This window comes from Azoarcus sp. DD4 (genome assembly GCF_006496635.1).
In the GTDB taxonomy this organism is placed as follows: domain Bacteria; phylum Pseudomonadota; class Gammaproteobacteria; order Burkholderiales; family Rhodocyclaceae; genus Azoarcus.
Window position 1 is genome coordinate 5,226,545 of sequence record NZ_CP022958.1, and the last position, 23,423, is coordinate 5,249,967.

The 23,423-nt window shown below is 70.8% G+C and carries 20 protein-coding genes; 12 read left to right on the forward strand and 8 right to left on the reverse strand.

Annotated features, from left to right (window positions below; translation table 11 throughout):
* Positions 1–10: 10 nt before the first annotated feature.
* Complete coding sequence (locus CJ010_RS24265; RefSeq protein ID WP_141020364.1) at positions 11–1,048, reverse strand: SPFH domain-containing protein; 1,038 nt, start codon at positions 1,046–1,048, stop codon at positions 11–13.
* A 61-nt stretch (positions 1,049–1,109) separates the two neighbouring features.
* Entirely contained in the window at positions 1,110–1,496 is a 387-nt protein-coding gene (locus CJ010_RS24270; RefSeq protein WP_141020365.1) for a DUF350 domain-containing protein, read from the reverse strand.
* A 111-nt stretch (positions 1,497–1,607) separates the two neighbouring features.
* Between CJ010_RS24270 and CJ010_RS24275 the strand changes: the two genes are divergently transcribed.
* The 5 genes from CJ010_RS24275 (at position 1,608) to thpR (ending at position 8,954) form a co-directional block, all read left to right on the forward strand.
* Positions 1,608–3,134 (forward strand): polyamine aminopropyltransferase, encoded by a 1,527-nt coding sequence (locus CJ010_RS24275; protein ID WP_141020366.1) that lies wholly within the window; start codon positions 1,608–1,610, stop codon positions 3,132–3,134.
* Positions 3,134–4,762 (forward strand): FAD-dependent oxidoreductase, encoded by a 1,629-nt coding sequence (locus CJ010_RS24280; RefSeq protein ID WP_141020367.1) that lies wholly within the window; start codon positions 3,134–3,136, stop codon positions 4,760–4,762. Before CJ010_RS24275 ends, CJ010_RS24280 begins: the two co-directional genes overlap by 1 nt.
* Positions 4,763–4,970: 208 nt before the next feature.
* Complete coding sequence (locus CJ010_RS24285) at positions 4,971–7,127, forward strand: TonB-dependent siderophore receptor (RefSeq protein WP_141020368.1); 2,157 nt, start codon at positions 4,971–4,973, stop codon at positions 7,125–7,127.
* A gap of 82 nt (positions 7,128–7,209) precedes the next feature.
* On the forward strand, positions 7,210–8,391 hold the full coding sequence (locus CJ010_RS24290) for a class I SAM-dependent methyltransferase (RefSeq protein ID WP_141020369.1): 1,182 nt from the start codon (positions 7,210–7,212) through the stop codon (positions 8,389–8,391).
* Entirely contained in the window at positions 8,370–8,954 is a 585-nt protein-coding gene (gene thpR / locus CJ010_RS24295; protein ID WP_141020370.1) for an RNA 2',3'-cyclic phosphodiesterase, read from the forward strand. Before CJ010_RS24290 ends, thpR begins: the two co-directional genes overlap by 22 nt.
* Here the strand turns inward: thpR and CJ010_RS24300 are convergent.
* Positions 8,932–9,339: an SRPBCC family protein gene (locus tag CJ010_RS24300; protein ID WP_141020371.1), complete on the reverse strand. Its 408-nt coding sequence runs from the start codon at positions 9,337–9,339 to the stop codon at positions 8,932–8,934. The two genes, thpR and CJ010_RS24300, sit on opposite strands and share 23 nt — an antisense overlap.
* Before the next feature lie 150 nt (positions 9,340–9,489).
* Here CJ010_RS24300 and CJ010_RS24305 point away from each other — a divergent pair, with 150 nt between their 5' ends.
* Together CJ010_RS24305 and CJ010_RS24310 are read left to right on the forward strand one after the other, a co-directional pair.
* The gene (locus CJ010_RS24305; protein WP_141020372.1) at positions 9,490–11,088 is read left to right on the forward strand and encodes an alkaline phosphatase; all 1,599 of its coding nucleotides are present in this window, start codon (positions 9,490–9,492) and stop codon (positions 11,086–11,088) included.
* A gap of 125 nt (positions 11,089–11,213) precedes the next feature.
* On the forward strand, positions 11,214–11,993 hold the full coding sequence (locus CJ010_RS24310; RefSeq protein WP_141020373.1) for a hypothetical protein: 780 nt from the start codon (positions 11,214–11,216) through the stop codon (positions 11,991–11,993).
* Positions 11,994–12,013: 20 nt separating this feature from the next.
* Here CJ010_RS24310 and CJ010_RS24315 read toward each other — a convergent pair whose 3' ends face one another.
* The gene (locus tag CJ010_RS24315; RefSeq protein WP_141020374.1) at positions 12,014–12,874 is read right to left on the reverse strand and encodes an enoyl-CoA hydratase/isomerase family protein; all 861 of its coding nucleotides are present in this window, start codon (positions 12,872–12,874) and stop codon (positions 12,014–12,016) included.
* A gap of 24 nt (positions 12,875–12,898) precedes the next feature.
* Positions 12,899–16,348, reverse strand: a complete 3,450-nt coding sequence (gene recC / locus CJ010_RS24320) for an exodeoxyribonuclease V subunit gamma (RefSeq protein ID WP_141020375.1) — start codon at positions 16,346–16,348, stop codon at positions 12,899–12,901.
* A gap of 222 nt (positions 16,349–16,570) precedes the next feature.
* On the opposite strand from recC, the gene CJ010_RS24325 reads away from it, so the two are divergent.
* From CJ010_RS24325 to CJ010_RS24335, 3 genes are read left to right on the forward strand one after another with little or no spacing between them, the layout of a single operon-like run.
* Entirely contained in the window at positions 16,571–17,290 is a 720-nt protein-coding gene (locus CJ010_RS24325; RefSeq protein ID WP_168225017.1) for a PEP-CTERM sorting domain-containing protein, read from the forward strand.
* Positions 17,291–17,323: 33 nt separating this feature from the next.
* Entirely contained in the window at positions 17,324–18,181 is an 858-nt protein-coding gene (locus CJ010_RS24330) for a hypothetical protein (protein WP_141020377.1), read from the forward strand.
* Positions 18,178–19,116 carry a hypothetical protein gene (locus tag CJ010_RS24335; RefSeq protein ID WP_141020378.1) on the forward strand — a complete coding sequence of 313 codons (939 nt, stop codon included), beginning with the start codon at positions 18,178–18,180 and terminating at the stop codon, positions 19,114–19,116. Before CJ010_RS24330 ends, CJ010_RS24335 begins: the two co-directional genes overlap by 4 nt.
* Here CJ010_RS24335 and CJ010_RS24340 read toward each other — a convergent pair.
* Positions 19,091–20,008 (reverse strand): LysR substrate-binding domain-containing protein, encoded by a 918-nt coding sequence (locus CJ010_RS24340; protein ID WP_141020379.1) that lies wholly within the window; start codon positions 20,006–20,008, stop codon positions 19,091–19,093. The two genes, CJ010_RS24335 and CJ010_RS24340, sit on opposite strands and share 26 nt — an antisense overlap.
* Positions 20,009–20,105: 97 nt before the next feature.
* On the opposite strand from CJ010_RS24340, the gene CJ010_RS24345 reads away from it, so the two are divergent.
* Together CJ010_RS24345 and CJ010_RS24350 are read left to right on the forward strand one after the other, a co-directional pair.
* Positions 20,106–21,185: a tartrate dehydrogenase gene (locus CJ010_RS24345; RefSeq protein ID WP_141020380.1), complete on the forward strand. Its 1,080-nt coding sequence runs from the start codon at positions 20,106–20,108 to the stop codon at positions 21,183–21,185.
* A gap of 96 nt (positions 21,186–21,281) precedes the next feature.
* Positions 21,282–22,466: an MFS transporter gene (locus CJ010_RS24350; protein WP_141020381.1), complete on the forward strand. Its 1,185-nt coding sequence runs from the start codon at positions 21,282–21,284 to the stop codon at positions 22,464–22,466.
* Position 22,467: 1 nt separating this feature from the next.
* Here the strand turns inward: CJ010_RS24350 and CJ010_RS24355 are convergent, their stop codons facing one another.
* Together CJ010_RS24355 and CJ010_RS24360 are read right to left on the reverse strand one after the other, a co-directional pair.
* A complete protein-coding gene (locus CJ010_RS24355) occupies positions 22,468–22,695 on the reverse strand; it encodes a DUF3820 family protein (protein WP_141020382.1) in 228 nt (75 codons plus the stop codon).
* A complete protein-coding gene (locus tag CJ010_RS24360) occupies positions 22,692–23,306 on the reverse strand; it encodes a MarC family protein (protein ID WP_141020383.1) in 615 nt (204 codons plus the stop codon). Before CJ010_RS24360 ends, CJ010_RS24355 begins: the two co-directional genes overlap by 4 nt.
* Positions 23,307–23,423: the final 117 nt, after the last annotated feature.

The window sequence follows — 23,423 nt, forward strand, 5'->3', positions numbered from 1 at the left end:
TAGCGCGCAATCAGCCGATCAGTTTCTTGAGGATCTCGGCCTTGGCGCTGTCGTAGTCGGCGGCGGAGATCAGCCCCTTGTCGAGCAGGCCCTTGAGCTTCTCCAGGCGGGCGGCGGGATCGTCCGCCACCGGCGCGGCGGCGGCAGGCGGCTGGGCGGGAGCGGGCGCGGCGGCCGCGTCGGGCTGCATCGCCTGGCGCATGGCGTCGCTCATCATCTGCCCCACGCCGACGCCGGCCGCCAGCCCGGCGCCGATGCCGGCCAGCCCGCCCTCGTTCTGCGCCGCCAGCGGGATGGAACTCGCCGCCTGGTACTGGGTGTATTTGCCGAGGTCGCCCATCATGCCCATCGAGATGCGGGTGTCGATGGCCTTCTGCAGCTCTTCCGGCAGCGAGATGTTCTCCACCGCGAAGTTGTCCAGCGCCAGGCCGTAGCGTTCGAAGGTGGGCAGCATCTGCGCCTTCATGCTGTCGGCCAGCAGCACCTGGTTGGCCGCCATGTCGAGGAAGGGCAGGTCCGAACCGCCCAGCGTGGCGCTCATCGAGGCCACCACCAGGTTGCGCAGCTGCTGCTCCAGCTCGTCGACGGTATAGCTTTCGCGGGTGCCGGAGATCTCGCTGTAGAACTTCTTCGGATCGGCCAGCTTGTAGGAATACATGCCGAAGGCGCGCAGCCGCACCATGCCGAAATCCTGGTCGCGGATGGTGATCGGCTGCGGCGTGCCCCACTTGCGGCCGAGCTGCAGGCGGGTGCTGAAGAAATACACGTCGGACTTGAAGGGCGACTCGAACAGCTTGTCCCAGTTCTTCAGGTAGGTCAGCACCGGCAGCGTCTGGGTGGTGAGCTTGTACATGCCGGGGCCGAACACGTCGGCGATCTGGCCTTCGTTCACGAACACCGCCATCTGCGATTCGCGCACCGTCAGGCTGGCGCCGTACTGGATCTCGAAATCCTGCATCGGAAAGCGCCATGCCAGCACGCCGTCGGATTCCTCGGTCCAGTGCAGGATGTCGATGAACTGCTTCTTGATGAAGGACGAGAGACTCATGGCTCGGTTTCCTCTGCGGACAAGCGCGCCCGGCGGGGCGCGGCGGTAAAGGGGGGACGGCTCAGGACAGGCAGGCGGCGTTGATCAGGCCCACGACCAGCGACACGCAGCCCATCAGCGCGCCCATGGCGACGTTGTCGTCGGCCAGGCATTCGGCCATGCGCGGGATGGCGCGGGCCAGCAGGGCGTAGGCCAGCGCCTGCACCACCATGGCGCTGGCCGCCCACACCGCGAACATCAGCAGCGTGTCGTTGTGCTGGATGCTGGAGGCGAGCGTCAGCGAAAAGCCGATCAGCGCGCCCCCCAGGCTGATCGCCGGCGCCAGCTTGCCCGCACGGATCAGGCCGATCTCGTCGTAGGGCGTGAGCCGCGTATAGGCCACGGCGAAAACGCCGAGCAGCGCGAAGGCCGAAAGTAGGTAAGCGGCGTAGTTGAGGAACGGTAACATGGGCGGCCTTTTCCGTCTGGGCGGGAAAGGCGGTATTTAGCCAGCATTCGCGCCCGCGCCTCAAGCAGATCCGCCGCCGGCGGGGCGGATTTCCAGCGCAGTTGCCAATTCATGCACGATCGCATCCTCATCCTGTCGGTCTTCGTGGTCGCCTCCTGCGGGCTGGCCTACGAACTGGTGGCCGGCGCGCTTGCCAGCTACCTGCTCGGCGACAGCGTGCTGCAGTTCTCCTCCATCATCGGCTGCTACCTGTTCGCCATGGGCGTAGGCGCCCACCTGTCGCGCTATGTGAAGGACGAGGCGGTGCTGGCGCGCTTCATCGACATCGAGCTGGCGGTGGGCCTGCTCGGCGGGGTGTCGGCGACCCTGCTGTTCCTGGTATTCACCTGGATGAGCGCGCCCTTCCGCGGCGTGCTCTACGTGGTGGTGTTCCTGGTCGGCGTCTTCGTCGGCATGGAGATCCCGCTGGTGATGCGGGTGCTCAACGCCCGCCGCGCCAGCTTCGCCGAACTGGTCAGCCGGGTGCTGACCTTCGACTACCTCGGCGCGCTCGCGGTGTCGCTGCTGTTCCCGCTGGTGCTGGCGCCGCGCCTGGGGCTGGCGCGCACCGCCTTCCTGTTCGGCCTGCTCAACGTCGCGGTGGCCTTGTGGACCACCTGGCACTTCCGCCGCGAACTGGCGGATGGTTCGCCGCGCGCGGTGTCGGGGCGGGTGCTGCGCGGCGGCGTGCTGATGATCCTGCTGGCCGGCGGGCTGGCGCTGTCCGACCGCATCACCCGCTTCGCCGAGCAGGGCCTGTACGGCGACACCGTGGTCTATGCCCACAGCAGCGACTACCAGCGCATGGTGGTGACGCGCTGGAAGGACGACATCCGCCTCTACCTCAACGGCAACCTGCAGTTTTCCTCGCAGGACGAGCACCGCTACCACGAAGCCCTGGTACATCCGGCGCTGGCCAGCCTGCCGGGCGCGCGCCGGGTGCTGGTGCTGGGCGGCGGCGACGGCTTGGCGGTGCGCGAGATCCTGAAGTATCCGCAGGTGGAAGCGGTCACCCTGGTGGACCTCGACCCGGACATGACCCGGCTGTTCTCCAGCGCCGAGCCGCTGGCGGCGCTCAACCGCGGCGCCCTGCGCGATGCCCGCGTCAGCGTGGTCAATGCCGACGCCGGGCAGTGGCTGGAAGGCGATGTCGGCGTCTTCGACCTGATCGTCGCCGACTTTCCCGACCCGTCCAATTTCGCCCTCGGCAAGCTGTACTCGGTGCCGGTGTACCGGCTGATGTCGCGCCATCTCGCTGAAGGCGGGCTGCTGGTGGTGCAGTCGACCTCGCCCTACTTCGCGCCGCACGCCTTCTGGTGCGTGGACGCCACCCTGCGCGAGGCCGGCTTCAACACCTGGCCCTATCACGCCTACGTGCCCTCCTTCGGCGAATGGGGCTTCATCCTCGCCGGCAAGCGGCCGGCCTTCAACCCGCCGCGCCGGCTGCCAGTGCCTACCCGTTACCTGAATGCCGACACCATGGCCGACCTGTTCCGCTTCCCGCCCGACATGGACGCGCCGCCGGTGGAGCCCAACCGGCTCAACTCGCAGTCGCTGGTGCATTACTTCGAGCAGGACTGGGGACGGGTGATCCGCTGATGCGTCGACGCAGCTTCCTGCGGCTGGGCAGCGCGGCGCTCGCCCTGCCCGCGCTGGCCGCCTGCCAGCCGCCGACGCGCCTGCGCACGCTGGGGCTGGACATCCGCGTGCTGCGCCCGGGCATGGATTTCGGCCATGCGCTGCGCGACCGGGCAGCGCTGCCCGAACCGACGGACGTGCGCCACACCGAGGTGGCCATCCTCGGTGGCGGCATCGCCGGCCTGACCGCCGCCTGGCGGCTGGCGCGCGAGGGCTGGCACGATTTCCTGCTGCTCTCCGGCCCCGAACCCGACGGCAACGCCGCCAGCACCCACTTCGAGGCCGGCGGCGAGATCCTGCGCGCGCCGCGCGGCGCCCACTACCTGCCACTGCCCTCGCGCGAATCCATGCACGTGCGCGAGATCCTCGCCGACCTCGGGTTCCTGCGCGGCGATCCCGCGGCCGAACGGCCGGAGTACGACGAGGCCGCGCTGGTGCACGCGCCGGCCGAGCGGGTGTGGTTCGACGGCGCCTGGCACGAGGAACTGCTGCCGAGCAGCGCCGCCCCCGCCGCCGAAGTCGTCCAGCACCACCGCTTCGAGGCGACCATCGCGCGGTTGCGCGCCGCCCGCGGCGCCGACGGCCGGCGCCTGTTCGCGATGCCGATGGCGCTGTCCTCGGCCGACCCCGCCACCCGCGCGCTCGACCGCCACACCTTCGCCGCCTGGCTGGCGGCCGAGGGCTACACCGCGCCCAGCCTGCTGACCTACCTCGACTACGTCTGCCGCGACGATTTCGGCGCCGGTATCGACACCGTGTCGGCCTGGATAGGCCTGCACTACTTCGCCGCCCGCGACGGCCATGCCGCCAACGGCGAGGACGGCGCGGTACTGACCTGGCCGGAGGGTCTGGGGCGCCTGGCGGCCGGCCTGCGCGGGCGACTGCCTGCCGGGCGGACGCTGGCTGCTTCCGCCCTGCGGGTGCGGCAGCATGCCAAGGGCGTGGAAGTGCTGTGCCGGGATGCGCAGGGCCATGCCTTCCTGCTGCGCGCCCGGCGCGCGATCTGCGCCATGCCGCTGCACGTGGCGGCACGGGTGCTGCCCGACCTCGACACGCCGGGCCTCGATCCCGCCCTGCTGCCGGAGCAGGCCCCTTGGCTGGTGGGCAACCTGCTGCTGAAGGGTTTCCCGCGCGAGCAGGGCAGCGTGCCGCTGGCCTGGGACAACGTGGTGCACGGCGGCCGGGGGCTGGGCTGGGTGGTATCCACCCATCAGGATCTGCGCGCGGCACGGCCGGTGCACACGGTGTTCACGCTCTACCGGGCCCTGGCCGACCAGCCGGCGGTCGAAGCGCGCCGCTGGCTGCAGGCTGCCGATGCGAGCAGCCTGTTCGAAGCCGTCATGACCGACCTCGACCGGGTATACGACCCGGTCGAGCTGTGGCGCCGCGCGGTGGCGCTGGAGATCACCGTGCGCGGCCACGGCATGGCGGTGCCGCGGCCGGGTTTCCTGTCCGATCCCGGCCTCGCCCGCCTGCGCGAGGCCGACGGCGCCATCCTGTTCGCCCATTCCGACCTTTCCGGCTACTCGGTGTTCGAGGAGGCCGCCTGGTGGGGCGACCTGGCCGCCAGGCGCATCCTCGGCGCCTGACGGACGGCCTTGCCGCCACGCTTCGACACCTCGTCCGCGATCGCATCGACGTCCCGGACTGACCGTGTTGCGGCCGCACAAAAGCGTCGGGCGGGACCGGTCCTGCTCCGCAAAATGACAATTGACGACCGTCCGCGCGCCACCGATACTTCCGTGCGGGCCGGCCCTCACGGCTTTTACTTTAGTCATAAGAACAAGCAGGTATCCCATGCAGCCAGTGGCCGCACGCCGTCGCCGCCCGAAAATCGGGCATGGTCTGTCCAAACATGCTGCGCCGGCAGGCTTGCTGCTGGCATCGCTCGGTGCCTTGCCGGGGGCCGCAGCGGCCGCCGGCAGCGACGACATCTTCTTCAGCGAACTGCCCATCGTCGCCACCGTCAGCCGCCTGCCGCAGCGCCTGGCCGACGCCTCCGCCTCGGTCACCGTGATCGACCGCGACATGATCAAGGCCAGCGGCGCGCGCGACCTCAACGACGTGTTCCGCCTGGTGCCCGGCTTCCAGACCTATCCGAACAACACCGACGCCGCCCGCGTCACCTACCACGGTCTCACCGACGAGGACTTCTCGCCGCGGGTGCAGGTGCTGATCGACGGCCGCTCGCAGTATTCGCCGCTGTTCCGTAACGGGGTGAACTGGGCGACGCTGCCGGTGGCGCTGGAAGACATCGAACGCATCGAGGTAGTACGCGGCAGCAACGCGGTGTCCTACGGCTCCAACGCCTTTCTCGGCGTCATCAACATCATCACCGTCGATCCGGCGCTGGTGCGCGGCACCTCGATCAGCACCAACATCGGCAACCAGGGCGTGCGCGACCTCACCCTGCGCCGCGGCGGCCGCCTGGGCGAGGCCGGCGACTACCGGCTGACCTACCAGTCGAAGAAGGACGACGGCCTGCGCGACCAGTTCGACTGGAAGGACTCCTTCCAGTCCAGGCTCCTGGACCTGCGCACCGACCTCTGGCTGACCAACCGCGACCAGCTGCAGCTGAGCCTGGGCCATGTCGATGCGGTAGTCGAGCGCGGCCGGCTGGCGCGCGAGGACGACGTGCTCACCGGCGGCGACGACCCCGAGAATCCGCTGCGCGACTTCACCCAGTCCGACACCTACCTGCAGGCGCTGTGGCGCCATGCGCTCGAGGAAGGCGCCGATTTCCAGCTGCGCTACTCCTATACCGAAAGCCGTGGCTCGGATGCGCATACCGAACGCTACGACACCCTGCTGTTCGACATCGACGAGATGGGCGATCTCGGCACCCGCCACGAACTCGAAGCCCAGCACAGCTTCGCCCCGGGCGCGTCGACCCGCCTGGTATGGGGCGGCAGCTACCGGCTCGACAGCCTGAGCTCCGACCACTACCTGGCCGACCGCGACACGGTGTACCGCCGGGTGGCGCGCATCTTCGGCAACCTGGAATGGAAGCCGGCGACCTGGCTTACCACCAACCTCGGCGCCGCGACCGAATACGATTCGATGGCCGGGCGCAATTTCTCGCCCCGGATCAGCACCAGCTTCCACCTCAATCCGGAAAACACCATCCGCATCGGTGCCTCGCGCGCCTACCGCAGCGGCGCCACGGTGGATTACGTCGGCAAGACCCAGGCCTCGCCCTACGCCACCAGCGACGGCAGCCCGCTGCCGAGCTTCCGCTACCTCGACCTGTACGGCGACGCCGACATGCCGCAGGAGAAGATCACCACGGTCGAACTCGGCTACCTCGGCGAGTGGGCCGCGCTGCGCAGCAGCCTCGACGTGCGTCTGTTCCGCGAGCGCATTCCCAACCGCATGCAGGCCATCCGCCGCACGCTGGACGACCCGGCGCTGTGCGACATCCCGACGCCGGACCATTGCACCTTCCCCTACTACACCACGCCCATCCAGCGGGTGAAGATCGAAGGCGTGGAATACCAGTGGCGCTGGCAGCCCTTCAACACCACGCGCATCCTGCTCGGCCAGTCGTGGATACGGATCAAGGCCGACTACCTGGCCGACGCGCTCAACTATCCCGGCATCACCACGCTCGACGACCCCAGGCAGGCCGGCCGCATCGACGCCCACACCGAACAGTCGGCGCCGGAGCGCTCGACTTCGCTGCTGCTGATGCAGAAGCTGCCCGGCAATCTCGACTTCTCGCTGGCCGGCTACTGGGTCGACCACATGAAATGGACGCGCAATTCTGCGGTCGACTTCTACCGCCGCTTCGACATGCGCCTCGGCTACCCTTTCGACATCGGCGGCCAGCGCGGCGAGATCGCCTACACCGCGCAGTCGATCAACGGCAAGCACGGCGAATTCAAGGCCAGCGGCGACCCCGCCGACCGCGTGGTCGAACTGCGCCACTGGGTGTCGCTGCGCATCGACCTGTAAGCGCAGACGGCGTGGGCTTTCACCGGCCCGCGCCGTAGAATCCGCACTCGATCCCGCTACGCCGCTCCGGCGCCCCACCTTCATGTCGCTTACCGCCTGCCCCGGCACGGCCACGCCGCCGTCCGCCCGCCCCCTGCTGCACTGGACCGAGGACGGCGAAGCGCGCAGTGCGCCCTGGCAATCGGAAAACGGCGCGCCGCCGCCCCGGCGGGTGGTGATTGCCGACGACACCATTTCCGCCGACGCCGCCTGGCGGCTGGCCTGCGAGGGCACCGCGCTGCTGTGGCGCGGCGATTTCAACAACGCCCGCCAGCTGCTTCAGGCGATGGGCCGGCGCGTCGTGCGCAAGCCGGGCAAGGCCAAACCGGCCAAGGCCGCGAAGCCGGCGCCCCCGATCACCGAGGCCTTCCACCTGCATCGCCTCGCCCAGGCCCAGCGCGCCCGCAGCCTGGGCATGCTGCTGATCCCGGTGGACGACGGCTACCGCATCCCGCTGCGGCGCGCACCCGATCTCGCCGCCGCCTGCAGCGAGGCCTACGGCGCGGCCGCCGGGCCCTTCGTGGTGTCGCTGCGCGAGCTGCTGGGGCTGGTCGGCGCGCACGAATGGCGCAAGAAGGGCGTGCCGATTCCCGCCCTCGACGCCACCATCCATCCGCACTACGGCGTGTTCTCGCCGGTGCGCGGCGAATACCTCGATCTGGTCGCGCAGGCGCCGCTGCCGGCGAAGACGCTGGCCTTCGACATCGGCACCGGCACCGGCGTGATCGCGGCCCTGCTCGCCCGCCGCGGCGTCGCCCGGGTGATCGCCACCGACCAGGATCCGCGCGCGCTCGCCTGCGCCGCCGACAACCTCGGCCGCCTCGGGCTGGCCCACCGCGTCGAACTGCTGCAGGCCGACCTCTTCCCGCCGGGGCGCGCGCCGCTCGTGGTGTGCAACCCGCCCTGGTTGCCGGGCAAGCCGTCGGCCGCGGTGGAGTACGCGATCTACGATCCGGACAGCCGCATGCTGCGCGGTTTCCTCGCCGGGCTGGCGGCCCACCTGGAGCCCGGCGGCGAGGGCTGGCTCATCCTCTCCGACTTCGCCGAACACCTCGGCCTGCGTTCCCGCGCCGAACTGCTGGCGCTGTTCGAGGCCGCCGGTCTGACGGTGATCGACCGCCTCGACATCCGGCCGCGCCATCCGCGCGCCGCCGACGCCGACGACCCGCTGCACGCGGCGCGCGCCGCCGAGCTGACTTCGCTATGGCGACTGGCGCCACGGTGAACGCCGCCGCTCAGGCGCGGCTCTTCCTTGCACTGTGGCCGGACGCCGGCGTGCGCCGCCTGCTCGCCCGCCACCGCGACGGCTGGCAGTGGCATGGTGGCGCGGGCGGGCGGCCCACCGCCGTGGTCCGCACCGACAAGCTGCACCTCACCCTGCACTTCATCGGCAACGTCGCGCGCGAGCGCCTGCCCCAACTGCAGGCCGGGCTGGCGGTGCCCTGTACCGGCTTCGAACTCGCCTTCGGCCAGCCGGCGCTGTGGCCGCGCGGCATCGCGGTGATCGAACCGCTTGCCGTGCCGGGCGCCTTGCCGGCATTGCACGCCGCGCTGGCCGACGCGTTGCACCGCCTCGGCCTGCCCACCGAAGCGCGCCCCTTCCGCCCGCACGTCACGCTGGCCCGCCACGCACAGCAGGCCGGCGTCCCGACGCAGGCACCGGCAATCGCCTGGCGCATCGACGGCTATGCACTGGTGGAAAGCCGGACGGATGGCGCCTACCAGGTGCTGGCGCACTATCCCTGTCGCTGTCTTCCCGAACCCGCTACGCCTCCAGCACCCGCCTGAGACTGTCGAGGTCGCGCCGCACCCAATCGCTGTCGGCCGCGAAGCGGGCGTCGTCCATGCCGGGCAGGCGGAACAGCGTCAGCGTGACCTCGCTGCCGTCGCCGTTGGCCACCACGCGCAGCGGAACGTAGACGATGCCGCCATCCGGCCGCTGCACCCAGTGGTCGGCCACACCATAGGGATTGGGCGGACTGAAGCGGATGCGCAGCTCGCCGTCCGGCGTGTTCATCCGCCAGTCGCCGTCGGCACTGGCGGATGGCGGCTGCAGGCCGCCCGCGAGGCCGCTGGCCCATTGCGTGAAATTGCGCGGCTCGGCGAGAAAGGCGGCGACTTCGGCCAGCGGGCGTGCGATCGCGACGCTGAGGCTGCGGGCGGGATGGATCATGGCGGCAGACCGATGAGCTTGGGATGGTTTGAGCATAGTCGCCTGCCCACCGGCAACAAAAGCATCATCGTGCCGTCATGCGCACAGGGCACCCTTGCAGGCTGCACCACTGCTCATGTAACGCCATCCGCCTCAGGGAGAACACATACCATGCAACCCAAGATCCTCGCCGCCAGCATCGCGCTGGCCCTGTGCACCGCCCAGGCGCACGCCGCCGAAACCAATGCCGTTCCGACCAGCGCCGACGAGTGGTTCGCCGCCGGCCGCGCCGCGGTGGAAAGCTCCAAGCGCGTCGTGCCCAACCGCGCCCGCGCCAAGAACGTGATCCTCTTCGTCGGCGACGGCATGGGCGTGTCCACCGTCACCGCCGCCCGCATCCTCGACGGCCAGATGCGCAACACCGACGGCGAATTCAACCGCCTCAGCTTCGAGAAGCTGGATCACATGGGCAGCTCGGTCACCGCCAGCGCCAACCAGCAGACCTCGGATTCCGCGCCGACCGCCACCGCGATGGTTGCCGGCATCAAGACGAACGACGGCGCGATCTCGGTCGACCAATCCATAGACCGCAACGAGCCGAGCGCCGCGGTGACCCGCGCCAAGAGCGTCAAGACCATCCTCGAGCAGGCCGAGGAACGCGGCATGTCCACCGGCATCGTCAGCACCGCCCGCATCACCCACGCCACCCCGGCGGTGAACTACGCCCACGTCGGCAACCGCGACTGGGAAGCCGACAGCAACCTGCCGGCCGGCGCCACCGTCGCCGACATCGCCCGTCAGCTGCTCGAATTCCCCTACGGCGACGGCCTGGAAGTGGCGCTCGGCGGCGGCCGCAGCTACTTCATGCCGAACACCGCGACCGACCCGGAATACCCCAGCCAGAAGGGCCGCCGCAAGGACGGCCGCGACCTGACCGCCGAATGGACGAAGAAGTACGCGCAATCCGCCTACGTCTGGGACAAGGCCGCCTTCGACGCAGTCAATCCGCAGCAGACCAAGCACCTGCTCGGCCTCTTCGAACGCTCGCACATGCGCTATGAAGCCGACCGCAAGGATGACGTCGCCGGCGAACCCTCGCTCGCCGAGATGACCGAGAAGGCGATCAAGGTGCTGCGCAACAACAACAAGGGTTTCTACCTGATGGTCGAAGCCGGCCGCATCGACCACGCCCACCACGCCGGCAACGCCTATCGCGCGCTGACCGACACCGTGGCGCTGTCCGACGCCGTCGAAGTCGCCAAGCGCCTGACCAACGACCAGGACACCCTGATCGTCGTCACCGCCGACCACAGCCATGTGTTCACCATCGCCGGCTACCCGTCGCGCGGCAACCCCATCCTGGGCAAGAGCGCGGTCGATGGCGTCGCCTCCAAGGATGCGCTGGGCCTGAGCTACACCACCCTGTCCTACGCCAACGGCCCGGGCTGGACCGGCGGCTTCCAGCGCAAGGAGTTCGTCGCGGCGACCGAAGGCACGGTGGCGGCGCACTACGACGGCAGCGCGCTGCGGCCCGACCTGTCGATGGTGGACACCACCAACCCGAACTACCTGCAGGAAGCCACCGTGCCGATGGGCTCGGAAACCCATGCCGGCGAAGACGTCGCGATCTACGCCAGCGGCCCGAATGCCTACCTGTTCCGCGGCCCGCAGGAACAGAACGTGATCTACCACGTGATGGCCGACGCGCTGGGCCTCGACAAGGAACGCGGTCGCGGCCACGGTCACGGCCACGGCCACGACCGTCGCTAAACGCAGACCACGGCAGGAAGGGTGGCCCCGGCAGCCGGGGTCGCCCGCCGCCACGGGGAGGGGCACGGCGTGCCCCTCCCTTTTCCGCTTCTACCCCTAACCCATTCCTCGCATCCCATCCGCCCATGAATCCGAAATCCCCGCTCCTCCTTCTGCTCGCCGGTTCGGCGCTGCTCCCGCTCGCGGGCCATGCGCATGAGCGCGCGACGCCCGCCGCCAGCGCTGCGGCCATCGCCGCCGCCATCGGCCGCGAAGTGCCGCCGCTGAACCTGTCGGCGCCGCTGCCGGACGTCGCCGCCAGCTATGTGACCAGCCGCGTCGTCGAGGAAGGCGGCCACGCCCACGAGCATCCGCCGGCGGGCGAAGCCGAATGGCGTTTCTTCCGCGAAGCCGACCGCATCGAGATCGAGAACCTGCAGGCGCGCACCGGCGAACGCTGGCAGCGCGACGGCAGGACGCAGTTCTTCTTCAAGGTCTTCCACGCCGACCGCCGCAGCATCGAATACCGCAGCGACGACCTCAAGGTGATCAACGCCGCGCTGTCCTGGCAGCAGCATGCGCTGCTGATCGACCCCGCGGTGCTGCAGTCGCTGACGCTGGAGGAGACCGGCTGGCGCGACGGCTATCCCTACCGCCGTTACCGCGGCGTCGCCAATGGCGAAAAGCTGGACGTGGTCTGGCGGGTGGATCTGAACCTGCCGGCGGTGCTGGAACGCGAACGCGCCGACTACCGCGAGCGGACGGTGCTGAAGGCGGCGCACGCCCTCGCGGCCTCGCCGTGGGCGCGGCAAGACCAGTCGGACTACGAAGTGATCGATTTCGCCGACCTCGGCGACCGCGAGCGCGATCCTTTCGTGCTGCGCGTCCAGGCTCAGATTCCGGGCGGCGACCTGCACCACCACTGAGGCAGGCGCGGGCGGCGGACTCAGCGCGCGGGGCGCTCGCCCTGCCCCAGCAGCACCGCGTCGAAGTCGCCAGCCTCCACCGCCCGTGTCTGGCCGCCGAGTTCGAGGAAGCGCGCCGCGCGCTGCTTCGCCTCGTCGCCCGTCAGCAGCCGGCGGAACAGGTATTCCTCCTCCACCAGGCCGGCGTCCAGCGGCAGCCCGGCGGCATCCACCGCGGCCTTGGCCAGCGCCAGCGCCTCGGGCGGGAAGGACGCGATGCGCCGGGCCAGCGCGTCGACGAAGGGACCGAGTTCGGCCGGCGGCAGCGCGCGATTCACATAGCCCCAGCGTTCGGCCAGCTCGGCCGGGAAGTCCGCGCAGCCGAGGATGACCTCCAGCGCACGGCCGCGGCCGATCAGCCGCGGCAGGCGCTGGGTGCCGCCGCCACCCGGCAGCAGCCCTGCGGCCACTTCCGGTTGCGCCAGCACCGCCTTGCCGAGCGCGGCGAAACGCATGTCGAGCGCGAGCAGGAATTCGCTGCCGCCGCCGCGCGCGATGCCTTCGAGCTTGCCTATCGTCACCTTGGGCATGCTGCGGAAGCGGTCGACGATGCGGTGGAAGGGCCCGGGCGCCGCAGCGCGTTCCGGCGGCGCAGGGGTATCGGGCGCACGCAGCTCGGTGACGTCGGAGTGGGCGATGAAGAAATCCGGATCGGCGCTGTCGAACACGATCACCCGTACCGCGTCGTCGGCGGCGAGCTGCTTACCCAGCCGGCCGAGTTCGCGGGTGAGCGCGGCGTCCAGCAGGTTGAGCGGCGGGTGGTCTAAGGTGACGAAGGCCACGCCCTGCTCGATGCGCAAACGCAGGCAGCAGTAATCGGTGTCGGTGCGGCTGTCGCTCATTGGGCTAAGCTCCTGGCGCTGCGCTCATACGGGCTCCGGGCTCACACTGTCGGCGGCGGCGTGCTCGAGACGGTCGTCGTCGAGGTGCTCTAGCAGCGGCCGCAGCACGCGCTCGGCCAGCTCGACGAAGCCCTCGGCCAGCGGATCGGCCACGCTGCGCAAGGCCAGCCGGTAGGCCGGGTCGGCGCCTTCGCCGAAGGTAGGGCGGTTGCCGCCGGTCCACCTGGCGTAAGCCTTGCCGAGGCTCTCGCCATTGACGGCATAGGCCCAGGCCGATTTCGGGAAGAAGTGCAGCGGCCTGCACAGGCCGTCGCGGTAGAGCCGCAGGCAGTCGGCCAGCAGCGCACGGGCGCGGTCGGCCGGCACGGAGACGTAACGGCAGCGGCCGTCGCGCGCCAGCAGGGTGGTCTCGCAGGCCACGCCCGCGGCCGGTGCGGCGCACAGCGCGAGGTGGGCCAGCCAGCCGGCGAGGTAATCGACCGGGCGGCTGTCGTCGTAGCGGTGGCGCAGCAGGCCCTGCGGGCGCAGGTCGCCGAAGGCGGCGGTGAGCGTCCACGCTTCGCCGTCCAGGTCGAATGCCAGGCGCGGTACATGCGGCGGCAGCGGTTCGGCCGGGATCTCGCTGCGCACGGCGGCGGCAAAGCCGGCCAGCTGTCCGAGCTCGCGCTGCAGCGCGCCCTCGCCGAGCGCCCCGGCCGGGTATTCGCCGCCGGCGCGGGCAAGGACCAGCAGCCCGGGCGCATCCGCGGTCAGGCCGTCGTCCGCCAGCAGGGCCGGCAGCAGCCGCCCGGCCAAAGCCTGGCGGGTGAGGAAATCCGGCACGAAGGCTTCGACGTCTTCCAGTTCCTCCTCGCCTTCCGGCAGGTCGAGGCCGAGGCGTTCGCGCAGCAGGTAGCGGCACGGATTGCGGAAAAAGCGGATCAGCTGGGCCAGGCCGACGTCGCGCCACTCCTCGCCCGGCCGCGGCAGCGGTGCATCGAAGAAGGGCGTGTGGCTGGCCTCGGCGGCGTCATCGCCATCGCCGGCTTCGTCGTCCGGCGGCGCCAGCGGCGCTTCGTCCTCGGTGCCGAGCAGGGGCGCGCCCAGCCGGGCGGCGAGCGCGCTGGCGTATTCCTCGTGGTAGCTGACCAGCCGCGGATCGCGGCCCGGTGTCGGCAGGAAGTAGTCGGCGGAGAAGGCCTGCAGCGGATGCTGCACCGTCAGCCGGCGCCGCGCGGCGGCCAGCGCGTCCGGCTGGCCGGGGTCTGCGGCGCAGGCCGCGGCCAGCACGTCGAAGAGTTCGTCCACCAGCACCGAAGGCGGCAGCGCCGAGCCGTCGCGCACGCTGCGCCCGACGTGGGACAGGTGCAGCACCTCGCGCGCCGACAGCAGCACGTCGAGGAAGAGGTTGCGGTCGTCGTGGCGGCGCTGGCGGTCGCCGCGCTGCGGCCGCGCGGCCATCAGGTCGAACTCGGCCGGACGTTCGCTGCCGGGGAAGAGGCCCTGGTCCAGCCCGATGACGCACACCACCCGGTAAGGCAGGCCGCGCAGCGAGGACAGCGCCGAGAAGGTGACGGTGCCGCCGGGCACGCCACCGCGCGCCGGATCGTCGAGCAGGCCAGCGAGCGCCGGGTGCACCACCGCCAGCGGAATCGCCAGCGCCTCGCCCCCGGTTGCAGCGGTGGCGGGTTCGGCGGCCGCCATCGCCGCGGTGAGCGCGGCCACCGCCTCGCGCACCTCGCGCAGGTCTTCCGTCCAGGCGGGATCGTCGCCGACCAGGCGATCGAGCGCGTCGTCGAGATTGCGCCGCCAGCCGGCGGCATCCTGGGGCCGCAACAGGCCGTCGCGCAGGCTGCGCAGGGTGTCGACATAGCGCCAGAAGCGGCCGAGCGCGAACGCGCCGTTGCCCTCCGGCGCGCCGGCACCGATGCGGCCGGCGAAAGGCGCGGCATCGGCGGCCTCGCCCGCCGCCCAGGCAAGGAAGAGACGGTCGAGGCCGGCTTCGAGCGTGTGCACCGGCTCGACCTCCGCCGCCACCCCGCTTTCGTCCTCCACCTGCGCCGCATCCAGCCCCCAGCGCATGCCGGCCGCGCGCATCCATTCATGCACCGTTTCCAGCTCGCTGTCGCCCAGCCCGAAGCGCGCCGCCACCACCGGCTGCTGCAGCAGGTCGAACACCCGGCTGGCGGGAAAGCGGCCGGCGACCAGAGTTAGCAGACGGTCGAGCGCCGCCGCCACCGGGTTCTCGCGGGTGCCGCCCAGCCCGGTGATGCGCCAGGGAATGCGGCGCGCGGGGGCGGCGGTGCCGAACACCGCCTCGATCAGCGGCGCGGTGGCTTCGAGGTCGGGCGTGAGCACGACGATTTCGTCCGGCCGCAGCGGTTCGCCGCGCCGGGCGGCCGCCTTCATCAGGTCGAGCAGGCGGTCGTGCAGCACTTCGAGCTCGCGTGTGCGCGAATGGCAGACGTGCAGCTCGATGCTGCGGTCGTTGGCGGCGAGTTCGACGCTGCCCGGCTCCAGCTCGACCATGTCGAGGATGGCGTTGTGCAGGCGGGCGAGCAGGTGACGACCGGGGTCGGGCGCGAACACCGCCTCCTCCACCACCTCGCGCTCGCCCTCGAACAGCAGGCCGATGTGGGCCTGGGTCTGCTGGCCCCAGGCGGCGAGCAGGCGGTTGCCGGTCTCATGGAACATGTCGGCCTGGCGCGCGGCCAGCCACGACAGCCGGCGCGGATCGACGATCTCGAACCAGAACTCGCGGCAGGGATTGAGGCAGTACAGCCGCACATCCACCACCCGCGCCAGCTCGCGCAGGATCTCGAGATAGAGCGGCGGCAGCGCCGGCAGGCCGAACACGTGCACCGTCTTCGGCAGCCCGGTGGCGGCGAGTTCGGCCTCGCTCATCGACGCCACCCGGCGCAGGAACAACGCCGCCGGATGTTCCTGGCGGATGTCCAGCCCGGCGCGGATACGCCGCCACAGCTCGGCCTGCCAGGCTTCGTCGGCACCTTCCGCCTCGCTGACCTGGCCCGACAGCGCGCGCTCGCCCGCCGCCCAGCTTTCCAGCCAGCGCGGCCGGTAGGTCAGGTAGTGGTCGAAGACGCGGGCGATGCGCTCGGCCAGCTCGAAGCGCATGCGCGCATCCGCCCCGGCGAGATAGTTGGCCAGCCGCGGATGCATCGCCAGCCAGTCGGCGGCCGGGTCGATCAAGGCATGGATCCGCCAGGCCAGCAGCGCCGGCGCGAAGGGCGAGCGCGCCGGCACCTCGACCACATGGCCGATCTGGGTCCACAGCCATTGCGCGAGGTAGGCGAAATCGACGTTGGCGCAGACGCCTTCATGATCGGCCACCGCCAGCTCCACCTGGCGCCGCAGCGCGCTGCTCGGCACCACCACCTGGCGCCTGCCGAACGGCCCGGGGCGCTCGGCGGCAAGCCGGTCGAGCAGCATGGCCTGCAGGATTTCGTAGCGGTTGGAGAAGACGATGGAGAACATGGACGGCGCGCGGAAGAAGGCCGGTGAATGATGGCGGAGCGGGGCGCGGATGTCATCCGCCGCGGCCGCCACCGCTGCAGCGCCTACATCGAAAGACCGAGTGTGAAATATTCGACCACACGGCCGAACAAGCGCTTTACGCGGTCCGGTGCGGATGACACCCTCAGCTTCGAAATTGCCTGCGTCATCCAACATTACCTGTTTCGAATTACCGAGCACCCGATGAACTCTTCCGTCCCGCTGTCCCGTATCGCCTCCGCCGGCCTAGCGCTCGGCGGGCTCGCCCTTCCCCAACTCGCCACCGCCGGGCTGATCACCGGCAACGACGCCGCCGGCTTCCGCACCGGCAGCTTCCTGCTCGAGATCGGCTACGCCGATCTCGGTTTCAACGGCACTTCCTACACCAACTACCCCGCCTACGACTACCAGACCGCGGTGAGCACCGGTGCCGGGACCGAGCTGATCTTCGGCGCGGCGCTTGCCGCCGGTACCCTGATCGACGCCAGCGAAAGCTACGGCAGCGGCACCGAGACGCTCTACCAGCGCTGGCAGAGCGGCTACATGGGCTACACGCCCGGCTACACCAGTTGCGGGCGCTACAGTTGCTGGACCTATCCCGGCTATTCCTACCCGGTGGTGACCGGCTCGGGCAGCGGCGGCGCCTGGCTCGGCGATACCTCCGGCTATCTCGGTTTCCGCTTCCTCGACGACGGCTGGCACTACGGCTGGGCCGAGCTCACGGTGTCGGACGGCAGCTTCGACATCGGCGACTGGGCCTACGAGTCGGTCGCCGGCGTGGGCGTGGAAGCGGGCAGCCGGCTGTCGCTGGCGAGCGCGCAGGATGTGCAGGGCGTACCCGAACCGGGCAGCCTGGCGCTGCTGGCGCTCGGCGCCACCGGCCTCGCCAGCCTGCGCAAGCGCCGCGCCGCCCGCCTCCACTGACCGAGCCGGCAGCGCCGCGCTGCCGCCCGCCCGATGACGGTCGAGATCCTGGCCGAACCGGATATTCCGGAAGGCATACTGCGCCTGCTCGCCTCGCCGGTGTCGCGCAGCCGCCAGACCTGGTATCTCGGCGCCCACAGCGCCGAAGCCAGCCCGCGCTGGCTGATCGCCACGCTGTGGCCGGAGCCGACGCGAGCGCAGGCGGCGCTGCCCGCCTGCTGGGGTCTGCGGCTGCGCGGCGAAGCCGACGCCACCTTGGTCGGGCCGCTGGTCGACGCGCTCGCGGCGCGCGCCGCCGCGCTCGACTGCCCGGCGCTGCTGACCGACGCGATCGCCCTGGAAGCGCCCTTCGACTTCGCTCTTCGCGCCCGCGGCTTCACGCCGCTGCGCAGCTACCGCACGGTACATACCAGCACGCTCGCCGCGCTGCGCGGCCTCGGCCTCGGCGTACGGGGTGCGGCGCTGGAAGCCGGCGGCTGGCAGGTCGGTCCGCCGCGCGACGGCGAACTGCCGCTGCTGGCGGCCATCTTCCTCAAGGAGCTCGGCCACATCCCGCCGCAGCTGACGCACCTCGGCGACGCGCCGGCAGAAGCCCGCGCCTGGGACGAATCGAGCGTGCTGCGGCGCGACGGCCACCCGGTCGGCGCCCTCATCGCCCGCCGCATCGACCGCCATATCGACATCCAGGGGCTGGTCTGCCATCCGCGCTGGCGCGCCCATCGCGCGCTGTCCTGGCTGCTGGCCGAATGCACCGCGCGCTGGCCGCTGCACGCCGACACCATGACTTTTAGCTATCCGGAAGACAACCACGGCATCGTCGACATCGCCCGCCGGATCGACGCCCGGCCGCTGGTCCGCCGCCACGACCTGCTGCTGCGGACGGCGCCATGAGCACACGATTGCTGCTGATCCTGGATCTGCCCGCGGAGGTCATCCCGACGACCGGCGCACTGCAGCCGCGCGGCGCCTGGCAGGAGCCGTCGGCGCTGGCCGACGCCATGCTCGCCAGCCTGCTCACCGCCACCGCGACCGACCGCCACGGTGCGATCAACAGCATGGAACCGACGCCGGACGGCCAGGCGCTGCGCCCGGCGCCACGCCACCGCCTGCTGCAGCCGCCGCTGTGGGAAAGCGTGGCCGGCGCGATCGCGGTCGGCCTGCCATGGAGCCGCGGCAGCCGCGGCGCCTGCGTGGTCACGCCGGAATTCGTCCAGTGCGATGGCACTGCACCCGGCGCACCGCTGCCCGACCGGGTGTGGCCGGACCACTGGTGCCGGCCGCTCGCCGCGCTGCGCCTGCAGCCGGACGAACTCGATCCGGCCGCGCTGGCCGGGCTGGGCTATGCCGCCACCCCGCAGGCGCATGCGGCGCTGGCCGCACTGATCTCGCTGCATGCGATCGCCACCGCCCTGCTCGAACAGCAGCGCCCGCCGCTGCTGATCGCCCGCTTCCAGCTCACCGCCGCGCCCACGCAACCCGCCGCCACCGCGCGCTTTCTCGACGCGATGCTGGCGCGCTACCTCGCCCTGCAGGCGGGTGCCTCCCTGCAACTGCTGATGCGCCGCCACGGCAGGGACACGGTGGACTGCAGCGTCCACGACAGCATGCCGGGCGCGGCGCTGGACTCCGCACTGGCGCTCGGCCGCGAGCTCGCTGCGCACTTCGGCCTGCACCCGGCTGGCGCCGTACTGCCCGCCCGTCACTGGGACACCGTGCACGCCCGCTACCAGACGGCTGCACGCGGCATGCCCGGCATGGCCGGCGATCTCGCCGCGCTGGCAGCCCGCGCACAAGCCGCACTCACGGCGCTGGCGCCGGACCGCTGACCGTCCCCAGCCACGCCTCCAGAAATTCCACGCACACCCTGACCTTGGCCGAACTCGACAACCGCGACGGATACACCGCCCAGACGTCGGCTTCCTGCCGGTAGGCGGGCAGCACCTGCGCCAGCTCGCCGCGCGCCAGCGCCGGGCCGACGTCCCACCGCGACCGCAGGATGATGCCGTGGCCGGCCAGCGCCCACTGGCGCACCACCTCGCCGTTGTTGGCCGACAGCGGGCCGCCGACCTTGACCGTCTCCGGCCCGTCCGGCCCGCTCAGCGTCCACCGGCCGAAGTCCTGGTCGCGTTCGCGGATGACGATGCAGCGATGCTGCGCGAGTTCGGCCAGGCGGGCCGGCGTGCCGTGGCGGGCGAGATAGGCCGGCGCCGCGCACAGCACGCGTTCGTTGCAGGCGATGCGGCGCGAGATCAGATCCGGCTCGCGCACCGCGCCGACGCGGATGTCGAGCTGGAAGCCCTCGCCCACCAGGTCCACCGGCCGGTCCAGCAGTTCAAGCTGAATCTCCAGCGCCGGATAGCGCTCGGCCAGCGCCGCCAGCGCCGGCCCGACCCGGTTGCGGCCGAAGCCGGAGCTCGTGCACACCCGCAGCAAGCCGGCGGGCGCCATCTTCTCGGCCGACACCGCCTCGGCCAGCCGGTCGACGTCGTCGACGATGCGCTGCGCCCACTGCAGCACCACCTCGCCCTGCTCGGTGAGGCTGACGCTGCGGGTTGTCCGGTGCAGCAGCTTCGCCCCGAGTGCGTCTTCGAGCAGCGCGATGCGCTTGCTGACGTAGGCATTGGAGACGCCGAGTTCGCGCGCGCTGGCAGCAAAGCCGCGACGGCGGACGACGGTGCAGTAGAGGCGCAGGTCTTCGAGCAGCGGCTTATTGTTCACGAATCATGGTTTATTGATGCATGGATAGACTGATTATAGGTTTTAACGGTCCGCTATCCTGACGGCTCGTCAATCGCTCCCTCCAGGAGAACGCCCCATGACCACCCCCCATCGCATCGCAGTCATCGCCGGCGACGGCATCGGCCAGGAAGTGATGCCGGAAGGCCTGCGCGCCGTGCAGGCGGCCGCCGCGAAATTCGACATCGCGCTGGAATTCACCGCCTTCGACTGGGCCCACTGCGACTACTACCTGCAGCACGGCAAGATGATGCCGGACGACTGGTTCGAGCAGCTGAAAGGCTTCGACGCCATCTTCTTCGGCGCGGTCGGCTGGCCCGAACTGGTGCCGGATCACGTCTCGCTGTGGGGCTCGCTGCTGAAGTTCCGCCGCGACTTCGACCAGTATGTAAACCTGCGCCCGGTGCGGCTGATGCCCGGCGTGCCCTGCCCGCTGGCCAACAAGAAGGTGGGCGACATCGACTTCTACGTGGTGCGCGAGAACACCGAGGGCGAGTATTCCGCGGTGGGCGGCAAGATGTACGAAGGCACCGAGCGCGAGACCGTGCTGCAGGAATCCATCTTCACCCGCAAGGGCGTGGACCGCATCCTCAAGTACGCCTTCGAGCTGGCGCAGAGCCGGCCGAAGAAGCACCTGACCTCGGCCACCAAGTCCAACGGCATCGCCATCAGCATGCCCTACTGGGACGAGCGGGTTAAGCAGATGGGCGCGGCCTACCCGGATGTGAAGTGGGACCAGTACCACATCGACATCCTCACCGCGCGCTTCGTGCTCAGCCCGGAACGCTTCGACGTGGTGGTGGCCTCCAACCTGTTCGGCGACATCCTCTCCGACCTCGGCCCGGCCTGCGCCGGCACCATCGGCATCGCCCCCTCGGCCAACCTCAATCCGGACCGGACCTTCCCCTCGCTGTTCGAGCCGGTGCATGGTTCCGCGCCGGACATCTATGGCCGCAACATCGCCAACCCGGTGGCGATGATCTGGTCGGGCGCGATGATGCTGGACTTCCTCGGCAACGGCGACGCGCGCTACACCGCTGCCCACGACGCCATGGTCAAGGCGATCGAGACGGTGTTGGTGGAAGGCCCGCGCACGCCCGACATGGGCGGCACGGCGAACACCACCGAAGTCGGCAAGGCGGTCGCCGCGGCGATCTGAGCCTGCGCCCGGCGGGCGGCTTCCGCTACACTCGCCGGCGCCCCGCCGCCAGAGGAAACCGCCCGCCATGAACCCGCCCCGCCGCAGTAAGCCGGCATGACCGGCACCGCCACGCCGCGAGCGCTTGGCGGCTATCTTGCGCTGATGCAGTTCGTGTTCGCGTCGAGCTGGACGATCTATGCGATCTACCTGCCCGGCCTGCTGGAAACCGCCGGCATCGGCAAGGCGGCGGTGCCCTGGGTGCTGATCGCCGATCAGGCGCTGTTCGCGGTGTTCGACCTCGTCTTCGGCGCCGCCGCGGCGCGCGGGCTTGCCGCCTACGGGCGCATCGCGCCGGCGCTGTCGGGCGTGGCGCTGCTGTCCTGCGCGGCCTTCGTCGCCCTGCCGTGGGGCGCGGCCCATGCCGGTCTGCTGCTCGCGCTCACCGCCCTGTGGGTGGTGAGTTCGGCCGCGCTGCGCGCACCACTGTTCGCGATGCTGTCGCGCCATGCGACCCAGTCGCAGGTCGGCTGGATCGCCGCCGCGACGACGGTGGGCATGGCCCTGGCAGGCGCCATCGCGCCCTGGCTGGGCAGCATCCTGAAGAGCGTGACGCCGGCACTGCCCTTCGCGCTCTCCAGCCTGGTGCTGGCGGCGCTGGTGCTCCCACTGGCCTGGGCGGAACGGCTGCGGCCCGCCACCACCGCGACCGCCGACGCGCCGGCACCAGCCTTCGGCGCACCGCGCTTCTTCGCCCTGCTGCTGTTCGCCGCGCTGGCGGCGCAGCTCCATTTCCACCTCGCCGCCGCGCCGCGCTACCTCGCCGACCATCCCGCCGCCGATCTGGTCTGGCTGATGCCGCTGTTCTGGATCGGGGTTGCCGTCGGCTGCGTGCTCGCCGCGCCGCTACGCCGGGCGCTCGGCCCACGCCGGGCGTGGCTGGCTGGCTGCGCCGTGGCGGCCGCCGCCGCGATGATCCACGCCATGCTGCCCGGCAGTGCCAGCGCGATGTTCGGCCAGGCCACCGGCGGCATCGGCTGGGGCGTGGCGCTGACGCTGGCCTTCGGCATCGCCGACAGCCTCGGCCGCAGCCCGGGGCACGGCGGCCAGGATCGTCGCGCGCTGATGGCCGGCGGCCTCTACGCGATGCTTGCCGTCGCCACCCTGACCCGCATCGGCATCAACGCCGCCGGCCTGCCCCAACAGCCCGACTGGGCGGTGCTGCTGCCGCTGCTGCCGGCGCTGCTGTGGGGCGGCGCCGCCAGTGCGAGCCTCGCCGGACGGGCGCACTCGCCGCACTGACTCAGCCCCGCCCGCGACCTCCGGCACGCAACGGCACCAGCAGCGCCGACAGGCCGTTGTGGTCGATCTCGTGCATCAGCGCCAGCAGGCGGCCGAGTTCGCCGCGCGGAAAACCCTCGCGTGCGAACCAGTTGAGGTAGTGGCCCGGCAGATCGGCGAGCAGCCGGCCCTTGTACTTGCCGTAGGGCATCTCCATGCGCACCAGCTTTTCGAGGTCGTCGGGGTTCATGCCGCCACCAGCGTGCGCACGCCCACCGCGATGAACTCCACCGCCAGCGCCGCCAGCAACAGGCCCATCACCCGGGTCATGATGTTGATGCCGGTCTTGCCGGCGAGACGGCTGATCGGCCCGGCCAGGTTCAGCGTCACCCACACGACCGCACCGATTACCGCGCCGATCGCCAGCAGCGCCACGACCTCCCACCACTCGCGCGCGCGTTCGGCGTAGATGATGACGGTGCTCACCGTGCCCGGCCCCGCCAGCATCGGGATGGTCAGCGGCACCACTGCGATGCTGTTGCGCTCTGCGGCCTCGTCGGCCTCCTCCGGCGTGCTGCGGGCGCCGCCGAGTTCGGCGTTGAACATCTTGAGCGCGATGCCGAACAGCAGGATGCCGCCGCCCACCTGCAGCGAGGCGATCGAGATGCCGAGGATGCGCAGCAGGATCTCGCCGAACAGCGCCGCGATCGCGATCACCACCGCGGTGGCGATGGAGGCGGTCTTCACCGTGCGCTTCACCTGGCCCGGGCTCTGGCTGGCGGTGAGGCTGAGGAAGAGCGGAATCGCCCCGGCCGGGTTGATCAGCGCGAGCAGGGTGACGAAGGCCTTCAGGGTTTCCATGCGAAGGGTTCCGGACCGCAGGACGGCCGGCCCTCCGGCGCGCTCCTGGGCTGGCGAGCATAGCGCATCGAGGCAGGCGGTCGCAGCCTGCTCATGCGCCAGGATGTGCGCATGAAT